19 protein-coding genes are annotated in these 16,734 nt (G+C 63.7%); 15 read left to right on the forward strand and 4 right to left on the reverse strand.

Features of this window, described 5'->3' with window-relative positions; translation table 11 throughout:
- The first annotated feature begins 38 nt into the window (after positions 1-38).
- From NFT33_RS01470 to NFT33_RS01495, 6 genes are all read left to right on the forward strand, one after another.
- Entirely contained in the window at positions 39-932 is an 894-nt protein-coding gene (locus tag NFT33_RS01470; RefSeq protein WP_251672678.1) for an MOSC domain-containing protein, read from the forward strand.
- A gap of 71 nt (positions 933-1,003) precedes the next feature.
- Complete coding sequence (ychF, locus tag NFT33_RS01475) at positions 1,004-2,098, forward strand: redox-regulated ATPase YchF (RefSeq protein ID WP_149502294.1); 1,095 nt, start codon at positions 1,004-1,006, stop codon at positions 2,096-2,098.
- Between the two features lie 339 nt (positions 2,099-2,437).
- Positions 2,438-2,644 (forward strand): hypothetical protein, encoded by a 207-nt coding sequence (locus NFT33_RS01480; RefSeq protein WP_037484842.1) that lies wholly within the window; start codon positions 2,438-2,440, stop codon positions 2,642-2,644.
- A 40-nt stretch (positions 2,645-2,684) separates the two neighbouring features.
- Complete coding sequence (gene infA, locus NFT33_RS01485; protein ID WP_037484844.1) at positions 2,685-2,948, forward strand: translation initiation factor IF-1; 264 nt, start codon at positions 2,685-2,687, stop codon at positions 2,946-2,948.
- Between the two features lie 101 nt (positions 2,949-3,049).
- Complete coding sequence (locus NFT33_RS01490; protein ID WP_037484846.1) at positions 3,050-3,364, forward strand: RNA recognition motif domain-containing protein; 315 nt, start codon at positions 3,050-3,052, stop codon at positions 3,362-3,364.
- Between the two features lie 24 nt (positions 3,365-3,388).
- A complete protein-coding gene (locus NFT33_RS01495) occupies positions 3,389-4,093 on the forward strand; it encodes a class I SAM-dependent methyltransferase (RefSeq protein WP_220786922.1) in 705 nt (234 codons plus the stop codon).
- A gap of 16 nt (positions 4,094-4,109) precedes the next feature.
- On the opposite strand, the gene NFT33_RS01500 is transcribed toward NFT33_RS01495, so the two are convergent.
- Entirely contained in the window at positions 4,110-4,907 is a 798-nt protein-coding gene (locus tag NFT33_RS01500; protein ID WP_251672679.1) for a DUF2189 domain-containing protein, read from the reverse strand.
- A 260-nt stretch (positions 4,908-5,167) separates the two neighbouring features.
- On the opposite strand from NFT33_RS01500, the gene NFT33_RS01505 reads away from it, so the two are divergent.
- The 9 genes from NFT33_RS01505 to NFT33_RS01545 all read left to right on the forward strand — a co-directional run bounded on the left by NFT33_RS01505 (position 5,168) and on the right by NFT33_RS01545 (position 15,773).
- On the forward strand, positions 5,168-5,770 hold the full coding sequence (locus tag NFT33_RS01505) for a DUF3455 domain-containing protein (RefSeq protein WP_220786920.1): 603 nt from the start codon (positions 5,168-5,170) through the stop codon (positions 5,768-5,770).
- Positions 5,771-5,881: 111 nt separating this feature from the next.
- Entirely contained in the window at positions 5,882-6,469 is a 588-nt protein-coding gene (locus NFT33_RS01510) for a sigma-70 family RNA polymerase sigma factor (protein ID WP_251672680.1), read from the forward strand.
- A complete protein-coding gene (locus NFT33_RS01515; protein WP_251672681.1) occupies positions 6,463-7,212 on the forward strand; it encodes an anti-sigma factor in 750 nt (249 codons plus the stop codon). The genes NFT33_RS01510 and NFT33_RS01515 overlap by 7 nt, the downstream gene beginning before the upstream one ends.
- Before the next feature lie 279 nt (positions 7,213-7,491).
- Positions 7,492-8,424, forward strand: coding sequence for a restriction endonuclease (locus NFT33_RS01520; RefSeq protein WP_251672682.1), 933 nt, complete (start codon positions 7,492-7,494; stop codon positions 8,422-8,424).
- A gap of 181 nt (positions 8,425-8,605) precedes the next feature.
- Positions 8,606-10,165 (forward strand): type I restriction-modification system subunit M, encoded by a 1,560-nt coding sequence (locus NFT33_RS01525; RefSeq protein WP_251672683.1) that lies wholly within the window; start codon positions 8,606-8,608, stop codon positions 10,163-10,165.
- On the forward strand, positions 10,162-11,301 hold the full coding sequence (locus tag NFT33_RS01530; RefSeq protein ID WP_251672684.1) for a restriction endonuclease subunit S: 1,140 nt from the start codon (positions 10,162-10,164) through the stop codon (positions 11,299-11,301). The genes NFT33_RS01525 and NFT33_RS01530 overlap by 4 nt, the downstream gene beginning before the upstream one ends.
- Position 11,302: 1 nt before the next feature.
- A complete protein-coding gene (locus NFT33_RS01535; RefSeq protein WP_251672685.1) occupies positions 11,303-12,433 on the forward strand; it encodes an AAA family ATPase in 1,131 nt (376 codons plus the stop codon).
- A 3-nt stretch (positions 12,434-12,436) separates the two neighbouring features.
- On the forward strand, positions 12,437-15,535 hold the full coding sequence (locus NFT33_RS01540; protein ID WP_251672686.1) for a type I restriction endonuclease subunit R: 3,099 nt from the start codon (positions 12,437-12,439) through the stop codon (positions 15,533-15,535).
- Positions 15,536-15,551: 16 nt separating this feature from the next.
- Complete coding sequence (locus tag NFT33_RS01545) at positions 15,552-15,773, forward strand: hypothetical protein (RefSeq protein WP_251672687.1); 222 nt, start codon at positions 15,552-15,554, stop codon at positions 15,771-15,773.
- A gap of 139 nt (positions 15,774-15,912) precedes the next feature.
- Here the strand turns inward: NFT33_RS01545 and NFT33_RS01550 are convergent, their stop codons facing one another.
- From NFT33_RS01550 to NFT33_RS01560, 3 genes are all read right to left on the reverse strand, one after another.
- Entirely contained in the window at positions 15,913-16,248 is a 336-nt protein-coding gene (locus NFT33_RS01550; protein ID WP_251672688.1) for a DUF5615 family PIN-like protein, read from the reverse strand.
- Positions 16,245-16,475: a DUF433 domain-containing protein gene (locus tag NFT33_RS01555; RefSeq protein ID WP_149502307.1), complete on the reverse strand. Its 231-nt coding sequence runs from the start codon at positions 16,473-16,475 to the stop codon at positions 16,245-16,247. Before NFT33_RS01555 ends, NFT33_RS01550 begins: the two co-directional genes overlap by 4 nt.
- Positions 16,476-16,551: 76 nt before the next feature.
- A partial coding sequence (locus NFT33_RS01560; protein ID WP_251672689.1) for a hypothetical protein occupies positions 16,552-16,734 on the reverse strand: 183 nt, incomplete at its 5' end.

The following is a 16,734-nucleotide window of genomic DNA, read 5'->3' on the forward strand; positions in this document are numbered from 1 at the left end:
GGCAAGATTGTAGGAACAGCCCGACCGAGATCCCGACAATGCCTTTCCCCGACACCTCCGCCCCCTTCGACGCTGACGACGGCAGCAGCGCCTTCACCGTGGCCGCGCTGCACCTGCATCCGGTCAAGTCCTGCGCGGGCCTGAGCGTGCCCGAGGCCCGGCTGGCCGCCACCGGCCTGGCCGGCGACCGCGAGTGGATGCTGGTCGATGCGGCGGGCGAGTTCGTCTCGCAGCGCGAACATCCGCGCATGGCGCTGATCCGCCCGGCGATCGCGGCCGACGCCAGCCTGCAGCTGCAGGCGCCGGGCCTCGCGCCGCTCCAGCTGCCGGCCGAGCCGCTGGGCGAGCGGCTGCGGGTGCGGGTCTGGGATGACGAGGTCGCCGCCCGCTCCGCCGGTCCGGGCGCCGCGCGCTGGTTCAGCGAATGCCTGGGCGAGCCGGTGCGGGCGGTGCGCTTCGAGGCCGGCCAGCGCCGGCTCTCCAGCCGCAAGTGGACCGGCGAGATCGAGGCCGAGAACGCCTTCTCCGACGGCTATCCCATCCTGGTGGTGTCGCAGGCGGCGCTCGACGAGCTCAACCGCCGCCTGGCCGCACGCGGGCAGCCGGCGGTGACGATGCAGCGCTTCCGGCCCAATCTGGTGCTGGCCGGCCTGGATGCGCATGCCGAGGACCATCTCGACGAGCTGCACATCGCCACGCCGGACGGCCCGGTGGTGCTGCGCCTGGTCAAGCCCTGCCCGCGCTGCCCGATCCCGAACATCGACCCCGACACCGCCGTGCCCGGCCACGAACCCGGCGACACGCTGGCGGGCTACCGGGCCGATCCGCGCGTCGGCGGCGCGATCAGCTTCGGCATGAACGCGGTCATCGTCGAGGGCGTCGGGCGGCGGCTGGCGGTGGGGCAGGGCGGGCGCGGCACGGTGCGTTTCTGAACGGACCGCGCCCCTACAATCGCGCATCCTTTCGCGCGGCCCGGCCGTGCCCCCTCCAAGAGATTGTCATCATGAGCCTCAAGTGCGGCATCGTCGGCCTGCCCAACGTCGGCAAGTCCACCCTCTTCAACGCCCTGACCAAGGCCGGCATCGCTGCCGAGAACTATCCGTTCTGCACCATCGAGCCCAATGTCGGCGTGGTCGAGGTGCCTGATCCGCGTCTGAACGGCCTGGCCGAGATCGTCAAGCCCGAGCGCATCCTGCCGGCCATCGTCGAGTTCGTCGACATCGCCGGTCTGGTGGCGGGCGCGAGCAAGGGCGAAGGCCTGGGCAACCAGTTCCTGAGCCACATCCGCGAGACCGACGCGATCGTGAACGTGGTGCGCTGCTTCGAGGACGACAACGTCATCCACGTCGCCGGCCGGGTCGATCCGATCGCCGACATCGAGGTCATCCAGACCGAGCTGTGCCTGGCCGACCTGGGCACGGTCGAGAAGACGCTGCAGCGCTCGCTCAAGGCCGCGCGCTCGGGCAACGACAAGGAAGCCGCCGCGCTGGTGAAGGTGCTCGAGAAGTGCCAGGCCGCGCTGGATCAGGCGCAGCCGGTGCGCTCGATCGACTTCAGCAAGGAAGAGCGTCTCATCCTCAAGCCGCTGTGCCTGATCACCGCCAAGCCGGCGATGTTCGTCGGCAACGTGTCGGAAGACGGCTTCGAGAACAACCCGCTGCTCGACCGCCTGAAGGCCTACGCCGAGGCGCAGAAGGCGCCGGTGGTGGCGATCTGCGCCAAGACCGAGGCCGATCTGTCGGAGATGGACGACGAGGACCGCGCGATGTTCCTGGCCGAGATGGGCCAGGACGAGCCGGGCCTGAACCGCCTGATCCGCGCGGGTTTCCGGCTGCTGGGCCTGCAGACCTACTTCACCGCGGGCGTGAAGGAAGTGCGCGCCTGGACCATCCGCGTCGGCGACACCGCGCCGCAGGCGGCCGGCGTCATCCACGGCGACTTCGAGCGCGGCTTCATCCGCGCCCAGACCATCGCCTACGAGGACTACATCCAGTTCGGCGGCGAGCAGGGCGCCAAGGACGCCGGCAAGATGCGCGCCGAAGGCAAGGAGTACGTCGTCAAGGACGGCGACGTGATGAACTTCCTGTTCAACGTCTGATCATCGGCTGACCGCCAAGGGCGGCATGAGTCGTGCTATAGTGCGGCGGAATTGCTGCCGTTTCGCTTACCTCAGCAGCATTTCGTCGCACTCCATGCCCCTCGGGGCATCGCGTCCTCGGCAAGGTCGGTCCGGTTCGTGACTGGCCCGCCATTCCAGGCAAGCTCCGTCTGGTACATCGATCCCGACTCCTGTGGCTGTTGCGGCAGGAGTGGCGTGACTCGGGACATTGATCTGCCCTCGTCGGGCAGTCCTGCCGACCGTTCCAGGCAGTCTCGCGCTGGCAGCCCTTGCTGCGGCGCCGGTTCCTTGATTCCTTCTTCTCCTGACATTCGCACCGTGGGCAGGTTCATCCTGTCCTCCACCACCCGACGCACCGACTGCGGTCGGTATGCCGCGTCGCTCTCCATTCGCAGCGGCCGTGGCGAGGGGACCCATGATCGGGTCTACCGCTTCATCCCGCTGTTCCCTTCATCCGAGGCCGCCGCGCAGTACGCGCTGGATCAGGGCCTGGGGTACCTCCACCAACCCGCGCTGCCGGCCTGAACGATTCAGGACGGGGCGCCACTGCACAGGAATTCTGCTCATGGCCAAGGAAGAACTCATCGAAATGCGCGGCGAGGTCGAGGAAGTGCTGCCCGACTCGCGTTTCCGCGTGAAGCTCGAGAACGGGCACAGCCTCATCGCCTACACCGGCGGCAAGATGCGCAAGCACCACATCCGCATCCTGGCGGGTGACAAGGTCTCGCTCGAGCTGTCGCCCTACGACCTGAACAAGGGTCGCATCACCTTCCGTCACCTCGAGCCCCGCTCGGGTGGCGCGCCGTCCGCTCCGCGTCGGCGCTTCTGATTCACGGGGCTGACCGCCGGCTGGCGCCGGTGGCAGGCCCGGATCGCCTGGCGCCTGCGGCAGGCACGTCACATTCCGCGGCATTTCTGGAAAGGTCCATCATGGACAACAAGCTCTACGTCGGCAATCTGCCCTACACGATGCGCGACGAAGATCTGCGCGAGCATTTCGCCCGCTTCGGCGAAGTCGCCTCCGCCAAGGTCATGACCGACCGCGAAACCGGTCGGTCCAAGGGCTTCGCCTTTGTCGAGATGGCTTCCGGTGAAGATGCGCGCAGCGCCATCTCCGGCATGCACGGCCAGTCCTTCGGCGGCCGCGCCCTGGTGGTCAATGCCGCCCGTCCCCGCGAGGATCGCCCGGCTGGCGGCGGCTACGGTGGTGGCGGATTCGGCGGCGGCAACCGTCGCAGCTACTGATCCGGCGGCGCGAAAGCGCTCCGGATGCCCGGCTACCAGACCCGGCAGCAGCAGGTCGCCATCCGTGGCGCCGACAGCCTGCTGATCCGGTCGCTGCTGGATCGCCAGCAGTACGCCGATCCCGACGGCCGGGCCGAGGCCGCGGGATTCTCCTCCGCCACCTGGCCGCTGTTCGGCATGCTCTGGCCCTCGGGCCTGCAGCTGGCGGCCCACATGGCGGCCCGGCCGCTCAAGGCGGGTGAGCGCATTCTCGAGGTCGGCTGCGGGCTGGCGCTGGCCAGCCTGGTCTGCCACCGGCGTGGCATCGACGTGACCGCCTCCGATGCCCATCCGCTGGCCCCGGATTTCCTGCATGACAACCTGAGCCTGAACGCACTCGCCCCGCTGGTCTACCGGCGTGGCGACTGGGCAGGCCGGGCGGGCGTGCCGGCAGCGGCCCATCCGGCCGATGCCGCACCGGTGCAGGGACGCTTCGACGTCATCATGGGCAGCGACGTGCTGTATGAGCGCGACGAGCAGGGCCATCTGGCCCGCTTCGTCGAGCGCCATGCCGAGCCGGACGCCGAGGTGCTGATCGTCGATCCCGATCGGGGCAACCGGCCGGCCTTCACCCGCCGGATGAGCGGCCTGGGCTTCGTGCTGCACGAGACCACGCTGCGCACGCCCGAGGCCGACGGCCTGCCCTATCGCGGGCGGCTGCTGCGCTACTCGCGCACGGCGCCGGCCTGAGCCCGACGCGGCCCGCCTACTCGACCATGTCGCGGTAGGCGTGCCAGCTCGCGTGGCCGAGCAGCGGGAAGATCACGATCAGCCCGAGCAGCGCGGTCGCGTAGCCGACCGCCATCAGCGTGACGATCAGCCCCGCCCACAGCAGCATCGCTGCCGGGCTGGCGCGGCAGGCGCGCACGCTGGTGGCGATCGCGGCGATCAGGTCGCCGTCCTCGCGGTCGAGCAGCATCGGCACCGAGACCACCCCGATGACGAAGACCGCCGCCGCGAACAGTGCACCGATGCCGACGAAGGCGACGGCCAGCGCGGTGTAGCGGCCCGACAGCAGCACGTCGAACAGCAGGTTCGACAGGTCCGGCACCAGGCCGCCGTACAGCAGCGCGAAGCTCACCGCGCCGACCCGCTCCCAGAGCAGGAAGGCGATCGCCAGCACCAGCCCGAACAGTCCGAGCGAGCCGGCGTTGCGCCAGCCATCGGCCAGCGCCTCGCCCAGGTCGGGCCGCGCGCTGGCCAGCCGCTGGCGCGACAGCGCATGAAAGGGCAGCGCCACCAGCGGCGCCAGCAGCAGGAAGCCGCCGACCAGCGTCGGCGCCAAGTGCGGCAGATGCCGGCCGGCGACGATCAGCGCCGCGCCCATCGCGGCGACCGCCAGGCCGCCGCCCAGGCTGGCGGCCGGGTGATGCGACAGATCCTCCCAGCCGCGTTTCAGCCATCGCAGCGGCTGGGTGACCGTGACCTGGCGGACCTCGGGCGCGTCGGCCGCCTGACGGGCGCGGCGCGGAAGGTGACCGGTGACCTGTGCGACATGATCCATGGTGCAGACCTCCTTCGGACGACAGACCGACCGGCCGCCCCGTGCGAGCCGGCGGGGTGTGTGTCGATGCTAGGACGATGTGCGGCCGGGCACCATCGGGTTCCCCTGAGGTCGGATCGCAGGATGGATACATGCTGTTGCATCTGCGTCGCCTCCGGCTGCATCCGTCCGGCATCGGCCCGGCTAGTGAAGGTCGAGACGATCGTCGCCAGCCCGGCGTCGACGGCTCCTCCGATTCATTCACCTCCGGGAGCATTGCCATGACCGTTCGCTCGTCCTTCGCCGCCGCCACCCCCCGCCGCCTCGCCTTTGCCGCCGCCGTGCTGCTGAGCGCCGGCCTGGCCGCCTGCTCGTCGACCTCCGCGCCGATGGGCGCGACCACCTCGATGACCGCCACCTCGCAGACCGCGCTGCCGACGCCGGTGCAGGTGCCCGCCGGCCACCGCGTCGCCTGGGAAACCGTCGGTGTCGGCCAGATCACCTATGAATGCCGCGCCAAGGCCGGCACGCCGGGCGCGTTCGAGTGGGTCTTCGTCGGCCCGGACGCCGAGCTGCGCAGCCGCAGCGGCATGAAGCTGGGCCGCTACTTCGGCCCGCCGGCGACCTGGGCGGCCGACGACGGCTCGGCGCTGACCGGCACGCAGGTCGGGCTGGTGCCTGCCGCGGCCGGCGACATCCCGCTGCAGCTGGTCAAGGCCAACCCGGCCACCGGCCGCGGCGTGCTCGAGGGCGTGAGCTACATCCAGCGCCTGGCCACCCGCGGCGGCGTGGCGCCGGCGATGGCCTGCGGCGAAGGCCAGACCGGCCAGCGCCAGGTGGTGCAGTACCAGGCCGACTACATCTTCTGGAAGCCGGGCGCCTGAGCCGGGTGAATGCCCCCAGGCGGCTGACGGCTGGCGGCCGGTGCCTTGGTCCTGGGTAGTCCCTTCTCGCAGAATGGCAAAACGCCGCTGCCGAGACCGAAAGGACCGCCCTTGCCCCCTGCCGCCGCCTCCGCTGCCGCCGCCCTGACCCTCGACCATGATGCCGCGCTGCAGGCCTGCGCCCGCGGCGAGCGCTTCGCGCTGCGCATGCTCTACGAGCACGAGGGCCGCTGGCTGCTCGGCGTGGTGCGGCGCATCGTGCGCGACGACGCGCTGGCCGAGGATGTGCTGCAGGACGCCTTCCTGCAGGTCTGGCAGCGCGCAGCCACCTTCGATGCGGCGCTGGGCTCCGGCCGGGGCTGGATCTACACCGTGGTGCGCCACCAGGCGCTGCGCGCGGTGCGCGGCGGCCGTGGCGTCGAGACGGTCGCGGTCGATCCGGAGGATCTGGCCGGCCTGTCGGACCGCCTGCAGTCCGCCACTGCGCCCGACGGCGACGATCGCGGCCTCGACACCGCCGGCCTCGAGCGCTGTCTCGACCGGCTGGAGGAGCGCCCGCGCGCCTGTGTCGTGCACGCCTATGTCGATGGCTACACCCACGAGCAGATCGCCTCCCGGCTGGGGTCGCCGCTGGGTTCGGTCAAGTCGTGGATCCGCCGCAGCCTGCTGGCGCTGAGGGAGTGCCTGTCCCCATGCTGAATCTGCAGACCCCCGAGGACCGCAGCGCCGCCGCTGGCGAATATGTGCTGGGCACGCTGGCGCCGGACGAGCGCGAGGCCTTCGAGCGGGCGCTCGGCGGTGATGCCGCGCTGCGCGCCGAGGTCGCGCACTGGCAGGACCGCTTCCTGGCGCTGAGCGCCCGGGTGGCGCCGGCCGAGCCCTCCGCCGGGCTGTGGCGGCGCATCGAGGCGCGCCTGTCGCCGGGGGCCGCCGCCGCGCGTGCCCCGGCCGCGACGCCGCCCTGGTGGCAGCGCCTGGGCCTGTGGCAGTCGCTCAGCGGGCTGGCGCTGGCCGGCTGCGTGCTGCTGGGCTCAGGCCTGGTGCCGCAGCTGATGGCGCCGCCGGCCGCGCAGCAGCAGCAGTTCGTCGCGGTGCTGCAGGCGCCGCAGGGCGGCGGCAACGGCTGGGTGGTCGAGGTGCGGGTCGACGCGGCGGGGCAGGGCCGGCTGCGGCTGCGCCCGGTCGTGCCGCCCCAGGCGCCGCCGCCGGGCCGCACGCTGCAGTTCTGGACCAAGGCCCCCGGCGCCGCCGGCCCCAGCTCCCTGGGCCTGGTGCGCACCACGGATGCCGGCGGCGTCATCGAGCTGCCGCTCGAGCGCCTGCCCGACCTGCGCCCCGAACAGCTCTTCGAGATCACCCTCGAGCCCGAGGGCGGCTCGCCGATCGACCGCCCGACCGGGCCGATCCTGTACATCGGGCGGGCGGTGCAGCTGGAGGGGTGAGGGCGCAGCAGACGGCACCTGCCTCCCCCCATCCCGTCATGCCCGCGCAGGCGGGCACCCACCCCCGCCGCCACCCTCTCCGGGAAAACAGCCCCGGAAATCCCGGCTTATTTCTCACTTCAGGCCGTGACACGCGCTCCCGCGCGCCTTCCCGCTGCCTAGACTGGATCCTTCACCGGGATCGAAGAATCCCGCAGCCCGCGCCCTGGATGCGCTGCGGCTGACGCACAAGGACGCCGTGGGAATGGACACGACCGCACCAGCAGGGAGAGATGCGGCTTGACGACGACAACACCGGCCACGCTGCCGACCTACGACCGCTTCATCGAGCCGCTGCTGCGCTTTCTCGCCGGCCGGCCGGAGGGCGCGCCCGCCCGCGAGGCCCACGAGGCAGCGGCCGACGCGCTCGGGCTGGAAGCCGCGGCGCGCCAGCAGCTGCTGTCGAGCGGCGCGCAGCTCATCTACAAGAACCGCGCCGGCTGGGCGCATGACCGGCTCAAGCGCGCCGGGCTGTCGGACAGCCCGCGGCGCGGCTGGTGGCAACTGACGGAGGCCGGCCGGCGTTTCGTGGCCGAGCATCCGGCGCCGCTGACGCCCGAGCAGCTCGGTACGCTGGCGATGGTGCACCTGGACGTGCAGCGCCTGCGACCGGTGGCACCCGATGCCGGCCCGGACGAAGCGGCCGGCGTGCCCCCGCAGCCGATCGCCAGCCCGGAAGAGCGGCTCGGCCTGGCGCTGGAGGAAATCCGCCGCGCGGTCGTGGCCGAGCTGCTGGATACGCTGGCCACCGTGACGCCGGCGTTCTTCGAGACGCTGGTGCTCGACCTGCTGCACCGCATGGGCTATGGGGCCAACCGCGCCGACCTGCAGCGCGTCGGCGGCTCGGGCGACGCGGGCATCGACGGAATCATCTCGCTGGACCGACTCGGTCTGGAAAAGGTCTATGTGCAGGCCAAGCGTTGGCAGGGCACAGTCGGGCGGCCCGAGATTCAGGCGTTCTACGGCGCCCTGGCGGGCCAGCGCGCCAAGAAAGGCGTCTTCATCACCACGTCGGGCTACACCGCGCAGGCGCTGCAGTTCGCGCAATCCGTCGAGGGCATCGTGCTGGTCGACGGTGTGCGCCTAGCCGAGCTGATGGTCGATCACGAGGTGGGGGTGACGGCGCGGGTGTTGAAGGTGCCGAAGGTGGATGTGGACTACTTCGAGGAGTAGGGCGGTTGTCTTCTGGCTGTCCGGGATGTGGCGACTCCAGGTGATCTCGGCCACACTCGGCATCTTCGCCTTCGACAATCCAGGCTCTGACTCGTGTTCAAGGTGAGCCAACCGTGCCGCACAGCTCTTGTCCCTCAGGACCTGTTCTGGCGATCAGTTCATTCACATACCTAACAAATAGATGACAAGCACACAACAACGCGCCGAACTGCAGCGCCGTATCTGGCAAATCGCCAACGAGGTCCGCGGTGCTGTCGATGGCTGGGACTTCAAGCAGTATGTGCTGGGCACCCTGTTCTATCGTTTCATCAGCGAGAACTTCATCGACTACATCACCGGCGGCGACGCCGATGTGAACTACGCCGCCATGGCGGATGATGACGAGACCATCGAGGCCGCCAAAGACGACGCCATCAAGACCAAGGGCTATTTCATCTACCCCAGTCAGCTCTTCGTCAATGTCGCGGCCAGTGCCAATACCAACCAGAGCCTGAACACCGATCTGGCCCACATCTTCAAGGCGATCGAGGCCTCGGCCATCGGCTATCCCTCCGAGCGTGACATCAAAGGCCTGTTCGCTGACTTTGATACCACCAGCAACCGTCTGGGCAACACCGTCAGGGAGAAGAACGACCGCTTGGCCAAGGTACTCAAGGGCGTGGCTGATCTGGATTTTGGTGACTTCGACGCCAGCCACATCGACCTGTTCGGCGATGCCTACGAGTTCCTGATCTCCAACTACGCTGCCAATGCCGGCAAGTCGGGCGGCGAGTTCTTCACGCCGCAGCAGGTGTCCAAGCTGATTGCGCAGTTGGCGATGCACGGCCAGACCAGCATCAACAAGATCTACGACCCGGCCTGCGGCTCGGGCTCGCTGCTGCTGCAGGCGAAAAAGCATTTCGACCAGCACCTGATCGAGGACGGCTTCTTCGGGCAAGAAATCAACCACACCACGTACAACCTGGCGCGGATGAACATGTTCTTGCACAACGTGAACTACGACAAGTTCAATATCCAGCTGGGCAACACGCTGGAAGAGCCGTTTTTTGCCGACGACCGGCCTTTTGACGCCATCGTCTCCAATCCACCCTATTCGGTGAAATGGATCGGCAGCGACGACCCTACCCTGATCAACGATGAGCGTTTTGCCCCGGCCGGCGTGCTGGCGCCCAAGTCCAAGGCGGATTTCGCCTTTGTGCTGCACGCCCTGAACTACCTGTCGTCCAAGGGCCGTGCGGCGATCGTGTGCTTTCCAGGCATCTTCTACCGGGGTGGGGCTGAGCAAAAGATTCGCCAGTACTTGGTGGACAACAACTATGTGGAGAGTGTCATCTCACTGGCCTCCAATTTGTTTTACGGCACCACAATTGCCGTGAACATTCTGGTGCTGTCCAAGCACAAGACCGATACCACCACACAGTTCATTGACGCGAGCGGGTTGTTCAAGAAGGAAACTAATAACAACACGCTGCTGGACAAACACATCGACGACATCATGGCCGTGTTCGACAGCAAGGCCAACGTCGAGCACTTCTCCAAGTCCGTCCCTCTGGAGCAGGTGGCGGCCAACGAATACAACCTCTCGGTCAGCAGCTATGTGGAGGCCAAGGACACCCGTGAGGTGGTGGACATTGCCAAGCTCAATGCCGAACTCAAAACCACAGTCGCAAAGATCGACCAGCTACGCAAAGACATTGATGCCATCGTGGAAGAGATTGAGGGCGGGGAGTTGGAGGCATGAGCGGCGTGGGCTTCTTGGAAAAGATGCTGGTTGACGTTGTGGTCGAGTGGATCGAAGTGGGCCAGTTGATGTCACCTCAGCGAGGAAGAAGACTCGTCAAAAGCCAGTTGGAAGAAGTCGGTACTTATGCGGTTTATCAAAACAGCATGAGGCCTCTTGGCTACTACCATGAAAGCAATACCCAAGCAGGAGCATGCTTTGTAATTGTCGCAGGCGCTGCGGGCGAAATTGGATTTAGCGATTCTGAATTCTGGGCGGCAGATGATGTCTATTTTTTTCCGGAATCAAAGGTTGTTAACAGCAAATATCTGTATCACTTCCTTTTATCCAAGCGGCATGAGATTTCATCTCAGGTACGCAGGGCGAGCATTCCACGCTTATCAATAGACGCGATTGAAAAGCTCGAAATACCCATCCCCTGCCCAGGCAACCCAAAGAAATCGCTTGAAATCCAAGCCGAAATAGTCCGCATCCTGGATACCTTCACCGAGCTGACCGCCGAGCTGACCGCCGAGCTGACCGCCAGAAAAAAACAATACTCTCACTATCGGGATCGGTTGTTGAGTTTTGAAGAGGGCGGTGTGGAGTGGAAGAAGTTGGGGGCTCTGGTTGATATAAATACCGGGTCAAAGCCATCTGAAATTCTTGAGGATGCGACAAGCTTTGATTACATCAATGCAGGAACATCACGATCGGGATACAGCGTAGCAAGTAACTGTGCGGGCGATGTCGTCACAACGCCGTCGCGGGGTCAAGGAGGCATTGGATACGTTGGGTACCAAATTAAGCCATTCTGGCTCGGACCTTTGTGCTACAAAATGCAATCATTGGATGTGAATATTCTGATCAATAAATACCTATTCTATTTCCTCCAATCGCGAAATGAAATGCTGTTGGGCCTGAAAAAGGAAGGCGGGGTGCCTGCTATCAATAAGTCTGATCTTGTGCAACTGGAAATATCCGTACCTTCGTTGGTGGAGCAGAAACGGATAGTTGCCATCCTCGACAAGTTTGATGCTCTGACAAACTCCCTCACCGAAGGCCTGCCCCGAGAAATCGAGTTGCGCCAGAAGCAATATGAGTACTACCGTGACTTGCTGTTGAGCTTCCCAAAGTTGGAAAAGGTGGCGGAATAAAATGGGCAAGACGCTGACTGAAATCGCGGAGCAGTTGCAAAAGGCCAACAAAAAAGTGCAGCTAATCTATGCCTTCAACGGCACAGGTAAGACTCGCTTGTCGCGGGCGTTCAAGCAGTTAATCTCGCCGAAAGAAGAAGATGATGCGCCCTCGTCGGATTTGGCTAATAAAAAAATTCTCTATTACAGTGCCTTCACCGAAGACTTGTTTTACTGGGACAACGACTTAAAGCGGGATGTCGAGCCCAAGCTGAATATTCAGCCCAATGCGTTCACCAAGTGGGTGCTGGAAGAGCAAGGCCAAGACCAAAGCATCACCACGACTTTCCAACGCTACACCAGCGACAAGTTGACGCCGCATTTCAGCGCGGATTTCTCGTCGGTCAGCTTTTCATTTGAGCGTGGGAACCAGCAATCAGAACCTCATATCAAGATCTCCAAAGGTGAAGAAAGCAACTTCATCTGGAGTGTGTTCAATGCCTTGCTGGAACAGGTGATTGCCGAAAAAAACATCCCGGAAGTTGGCGAGCGCTCCATCGATGTATTCAACAACCTTACCTATGTCTTTGTGGATGATCCGGTCAGCTCACTGGATGAAAATCACTTGATCGAGTTGGCGGTTAATCTGGCCGGGTTGATCAAATCCAGTGAATCCGATCTGAAGTTCATTGTCACTACGCACAACCCGTTGTTCTATAACGTGGTTCACAACGAGCTTGATCTGAGCAAAAAGGGAAAGAATGATGGCTGCTACCTTCTGGAACACCACGAAGATGGCACATTCGACTTGACCGTGAAGTATGGGGATTCAAACAAGAGTTTTTCGTACCACCTGCACCTGCTGAAGACCATCGAGCAGGCCATTGCTGACAGCAAGGTCGAGCGATTCCATTTCACTTTGCTGCGCAATCTCTACGAGAAGACTGCCAGCTTTTTGGGCTACCCGAGATGGTCGGAGTTGTTACCACAAGACAGGCAGCTCTATCTGAACCGAATCATCCAGTTCACCAGCCACAGCACGCTGTCCAATGAGGCCGTTGCGCAGCCCACGCCACAAGAGTGCGCCACGGTCAAGTTTTTGCTGGACCACTTGAAGAACAGCTACGGCTTTTGGAAGCAACAGGGCACCTGACGAATGAACGACTACAAGGCCATCGCCGAGTCCAAGGGCTTTATTGTTCTGGACCAATACACCCGGGAGTGGAAGGCTGCAGAGAGCTACCAGAGCGAGAGTGATCTGGAGCATGAGTTGATCCAGGATTTGGTGAACCAAGGCTATGAGTTCGCCCCCGGCATCAAGACGCCTGCCCACTTGCTGGCCAATGTGCGCGCGCAACTGCAGGCGCTCAACAATGTGCAGTTTTCCGACGTGGAATGGCCGCGCTTCGTCGAAACCTGGCTGGACAAGCCCAGTGATGGCATCGTCGAGAAGACCCGCAAGATCCACGACGACTACATCCACGACTTCGTCTTTGACGACGGCCACATCCAGAACATCTATCTGCTGGACAAGAAGAACGTCACCCGCAACAAGGTGCAGGTGGTCAAGCAGTTCGAGCAGACGGGTACGCACACCAACCGCTATGACGTGACCATTCTGGTCAATGGCCTGCCACTCGTGCAGGTGGAGCTGAAGAAGCGCGGCGTGGCCATCCGCGAGGCTTTCAACCAGGTGCATCGCTACAGCAAGGAAAGCTTCAACAGCGAGCAATCGCTGTTCAAGTACCTGCAGCTCTTCGTGATCTCGAACGGAACGGATACCCGCTATTTCGCCAACACCACGCAGCGCAACAAGAACAGCTTCGACTTCACCATGAATTGGGCGAAGTCCGACAACACGCTGATCAAGGATCTGAAGGACTTCACCGCCACGTTTTTTCAGAAGCAAACCCTGCTCAATGTGCTGCTGCATTATTCGGTGTTCGATGTCAGCAACACGTTGCTGGTGATGCGGCCCTACCAGATTGCCGCCACGGAACGCATTCTGTGGAAAATCAAGAGCAGCCATCAGGCCAAGAACTGGAGCAACCTAGAGAGTGGTGGTTTCATCTGGCACACCACGGGTTCTGGCAAGACGCTGACAAGTTTCAAGGCGGCGCGCCTGGCTACCGAGCTGGATTTCATCGACAAGGTGTTCTTCGTGGTCGACCGGAAGGATCTGGACTACCAGACCATGAAGGAATACCAGCGCTTCTCGCCGGACAGCGTGAACGGATCAGACAGTACGGCGGGCCTGAAGCGCAACCTGGAGAAGGACGACAACAAGATCGTCGTCACCACCATCCAGAAGCTCAACAACCTGATGAAAAGCGAGGCTGACTTGCCCATCTACGGCAAGCAGGTGGTGTTCATCTTCGATGAGTGCCACCGCAGCCAGTTTGGGGAAGCCCAGAAAAACCTGAAGAGGAAGTTCAAGAAGTTCTGCCAATTCGGTTTCACGGGTACGCCGATTTTTCCGGAAAACGCCTTGGGCGCCGAGACCACGGCCAGCGTGTTTGGCCGCGAGCTGCACTCGTATGTGATCACCGATGCGATCCGGGACGAGAAGGTCTTGAAGTTCAAGGTGGACTACAACGATGTTCGCCCGCAGTTCAAGGCCATCGAGACCGAGAAGGACGAGAAGAAGCTGAGCGCGGCGGAGAACAAGCAGGCGCTGCTGCACCCGGATCGCATTCGCGAGATCACCCAGTACATCCTGACCAACTTCCGGCAGAAGACCCACCGCCTGCACGCGGGCAACAAAGGCTTCAACGCCATGTTTGCAGTCAGCAGCGTGGAGGCCGCCAAGCTCTACTACGAGTGCTTCCGGGAGTTGCAGAAGACCAGCGACAAGCCGCTGAAGGTGGCCACCATCTTCTCGTTCGCCGCCAACGAAGAGCAGGACGCGATTGGCGACATTCAGGACGAGAGCTTTGATGTCTCGGCCATGAACAGCAGCGCCAAGGAATTCCTGAGCGCGGCCATCGCCGACTACAACGCGCTGTTCAAGACCAACTTCAGCGTGGACAGCAACGGCTTCCAGAACTACTACCGAGACCTGGCCAAGCAGGTAAAGGCCAAGGAAATCGACCTGCTCATCGTGGTGGGCATGTTCCTGACGGGTTTTGACGCCCCCGCGCTCAACACGCTGTTTGTGGACAAGAACCTGCGCTTCCACGGGCTGATGCAGGCCTACTCGCGCACCAACCGCATCTTCGACGCCACCAAGACCTTCGGCAACATCGTCACCTTCCGCGACCTGGAGCAGGCGACCATCGACGCCATCACCCTGTTCGGTGACAAGAACACCAAGAACGTGGTGCTGGAGAAGAGCTACAAGGAGTACATGGAAGGCTTCACCGATGCGGCTACCGGTGAGGCGAGGCGCGGCTTCAAGGATGTGGTGCAAGAGCTGGAGGCCCGCTTTCCTGACCCGGCAGCAATCGAGAAGGAGTCAGACAAGAAGGCCTTCGCCAAGCTGTTTGGTGAGTACCTGCGCGTTGAGAACATCCTGCAGAACTACGACGAGTTCACCAGCCTGAAGGAACTCCAAGCTGTCGATCTGACGGATGCCGCGGCCGTGGATGATTTCAAGGCGCGGCACTACCTGAGCGACGAGGATCTGACCGCGCTGCAGGCCATCACGCTCCCCGCAGAGCGGAAGATTCAGGACTACCGATCCACCTACAACGACGTGCGCGACTGGCTGCGCCGCGAGAAGGCTGGATCCGAGAAAGAGAAGTCCACAATCGACTGGGACGACGTGGTCTTTGAGGTGGACCTGCTGAAGTCGCAGGAAATCAACCTCGACTACATCCTTGAGCTGGTCTTCGAGCACAACAAGAAGACCAAGAGCAAGGCTGAGTTGGTGGATGAGGTGCGGCGGGTGATTCGCGCCAGCCTCGGCAATCGAGCCAAGGAAAGTCTGCTGGTGGACTTCATCAATCAGACCGATCTGGACCAGATTGTTGACAAGGCCAGCGTGATTGATGCCTTCTTCCATTTTGCTCAGGCGGAGCAGCAGCGCGAGGTGCAGGAGCTGATCAGTGACGAAGGATTGAATCCTGATGCAGCTAGGCGCTATATATCTGCTTCACTGAAGCGGGAATTTGCCAGTGACAATGGCACTGAGCTTAATGCTGTTTTGCCTAAAATGAGTCCATTGAATCCAAAATTCCTGACCAAAAAACAAATTGTCTTTCAGAAGGTTGCGGCATTTGTTGAGAAATTCAAAGGGGTTGGTGGGAAGGTATGAGATCGGACTTTTGGACTTGTACGCGCTGTCGGTGGAGTACCTGCTGGCGTACCAGTCCCTGCTGATCGGTTTTTCGGACCAGAGTGCGGTGCTGGTGTCGGCCAGCCAGCCGCTGATGGACCTGGCGGCGACGGTGATCGCCGTGCGCAACGGCAGCCGGCGCACCGAGGCCAAGGCGCAGGCGTCGCGGGAGAACGGGCGCAAGGGCGGACGGCCGCGCAAGGCCGAGGCGGCCTGATGGGGCTGGCGATCGTGCTCGATGACGAGGGCGCCACGCCCGGATGCGCAGAACCGCCGACGACAACGCTCAACCCGGTTGGGATGGGGAAACTGGAATGGCCGTTGACAGTCTTGTGCCCTTCGCCTCCCAGCACTGTTCAGCCCAGCTCGATCACCCCGACTGGCCGCCCCTGACCCAGGATGTTCATGATCTCGGCATGACGATCGCACAGCGTGGCGAGTACCTGCGCATTGCTGCAATTGCCCATGACCAGCCGGATCACGAGGGGCGGCGGGCCGAAATGCGCCGACAGGTCCAGGTAGTCATCGTCCTTGGTGACGATCGCGAAGTCGTGCGCACGGGCGTAGGTCCAGACGGCATGGTCGTTCGCGCCGGACAAGTCGAGCAGATCGACCTGACTCGACCCCGGATACACCGCTTGCAGTGAGGGCACCAGCCGCCGCGACAGATTCTCGTCCAGCAGCAGCTTCACGCGGCGCGTACCCAGGCGGTGTGGCGCTCGCGGTCGGCGGCGTAGGCGAGTGCGGCTTGAATGTCTTCCGGGGTCAGTTCGGGGAAGTCCGCGATGATCTCGGCGGTGGACATGCCGCTGGCGAGCCACTCCAGCACGTCGTACACGGTGATGCGCAGGCCACGGATGCATGGCTTGCCGCCACGCTTGCCAGGCTCCAGGGTGATCCGGTCGCGGTAGTTCGGCATGGGACAGGCTCCAGAACAGGTCAGGTGGGGTGACTGTAGCGCGTGGGCGCGATGGACGGCGGAGGGTATCCGCGTGTCAACGCTTCAAGACCGCCTTCAGCGCCACCCCCGTATGACTCCTGCTCTTCACCACCGCCTCCGGCGTGCCGGCCACCACCACGCGCCCGCCGCCTGAGCCGCCGTCCGGCCCCAGGTCGACGATCCAGTCGGCCTCGGCGATGACGTCGAGGTCGTGCTCGATGACGATGACGCTGTGGCC

The sequence above is a fragment of the Sphaerotilus sp. FB-3 genome (genome assembly GCF_023706025.1).
In the GTDB taxonomy this organism is placed as follows: Bacteria; Pseudomonadota; Gammaproteobacteria; order Burkholderiales; family Burkholderiaceae_C; genus Sphaerotilus; species Sphaerotilus sulfidivorans.

Bases quoted from the DNA above. Each gene is read 5' to 3' on its own strand.
- NFT33_RS01470 (WP_251672678.1), top strand. From the start codon at position 39: ATGCCTTTCCCCGACACCTCCGCCCCCTTCGACGCTGACGACGGCAGC.
- ychF (WP_149502294.1), top strand. From the start codon at position 1,004: ATGAGCCTCAAGTGCGGCATCGTCGGCCTGCCCAACGTCGGCAAGTCC.
- infA (WP_037484844.1), top strand. From the start codon at position 2,685: ATGGCCAAGGAAGAACTCATCGAAATGCGCGGCGAGGTCGAGGAAGTG.
- NFT33_RS01490 (WP_037484846.1), top strand. From the start codon at position 3,050: ATGGACAACAAGCTCTACGTCGGCAATCTGCCCTACACGATGCGCGAC.
- NFT33_RS01495 (WP_220786922.1), top strand. From the start codon at position 3,389: ATGCCCGGCTACCAGACCCGGCAGCAGCAGGTCGCCATCCGTGGCGCC.
- NFT33_RS01500 (WP_251672679.1), bottom strand. From the start codon at position 4,907: ATGGATCATGTCGCACAGGTCACCGGTCACCTTCCGCGCCGCGCCCGT.
- NFT33_RS01505 (WP_220786920.1), top strand. From the start codon at position 5,168: ATGACCGTTCGCTCGTCCTTCGCCGCCGCCACCCCCCGCCGCCTCGCC.
- NFT33_RS01515 (WP_251672681.1), top strand. From the start codon at position 6,463: ATGCTGAATCTGCAGACCCCCGAGGACCGCAGCGCCGCCGCTGGCGAA.
- NFT33_RS01525 (WP_251672683.1), top strand. From the start codon at position 8,606: ATGACAAGCACACAACAACGCGCCGAACTGCAGCGCCGTATCTGGCAA.
- NFT33_RS01530 (WP_251672684.1), top strand. From the start codon at position 10,162: ATGAGCGGCGTGGGCTTCTTGGAAAAGATGCTGGTTGACGTTGTGGTC.
- NFT33_RS01535 (WP_251672685.1), top strand. From the start codon at position 11,303: ATGGGCAAGACGCTGACTGAAATCGCGGAGCAGTTGCAAAAGGCCAAC.
- NFT33_RS01540 (WP_251672686.1), top strand. From the start codon at position 12,437: ATGAACGACTACAAGGCCATCGCCGAGTCCAAGGGCTTTATTGTTCTG.
- NFT33_RS01555 (WP_149502307.1), bottom strand. From the start codon at position 16,475: ATGCCGAACTACCGCGACCGGATCACCCTGGAGCCTGGCAAGCGTGGC.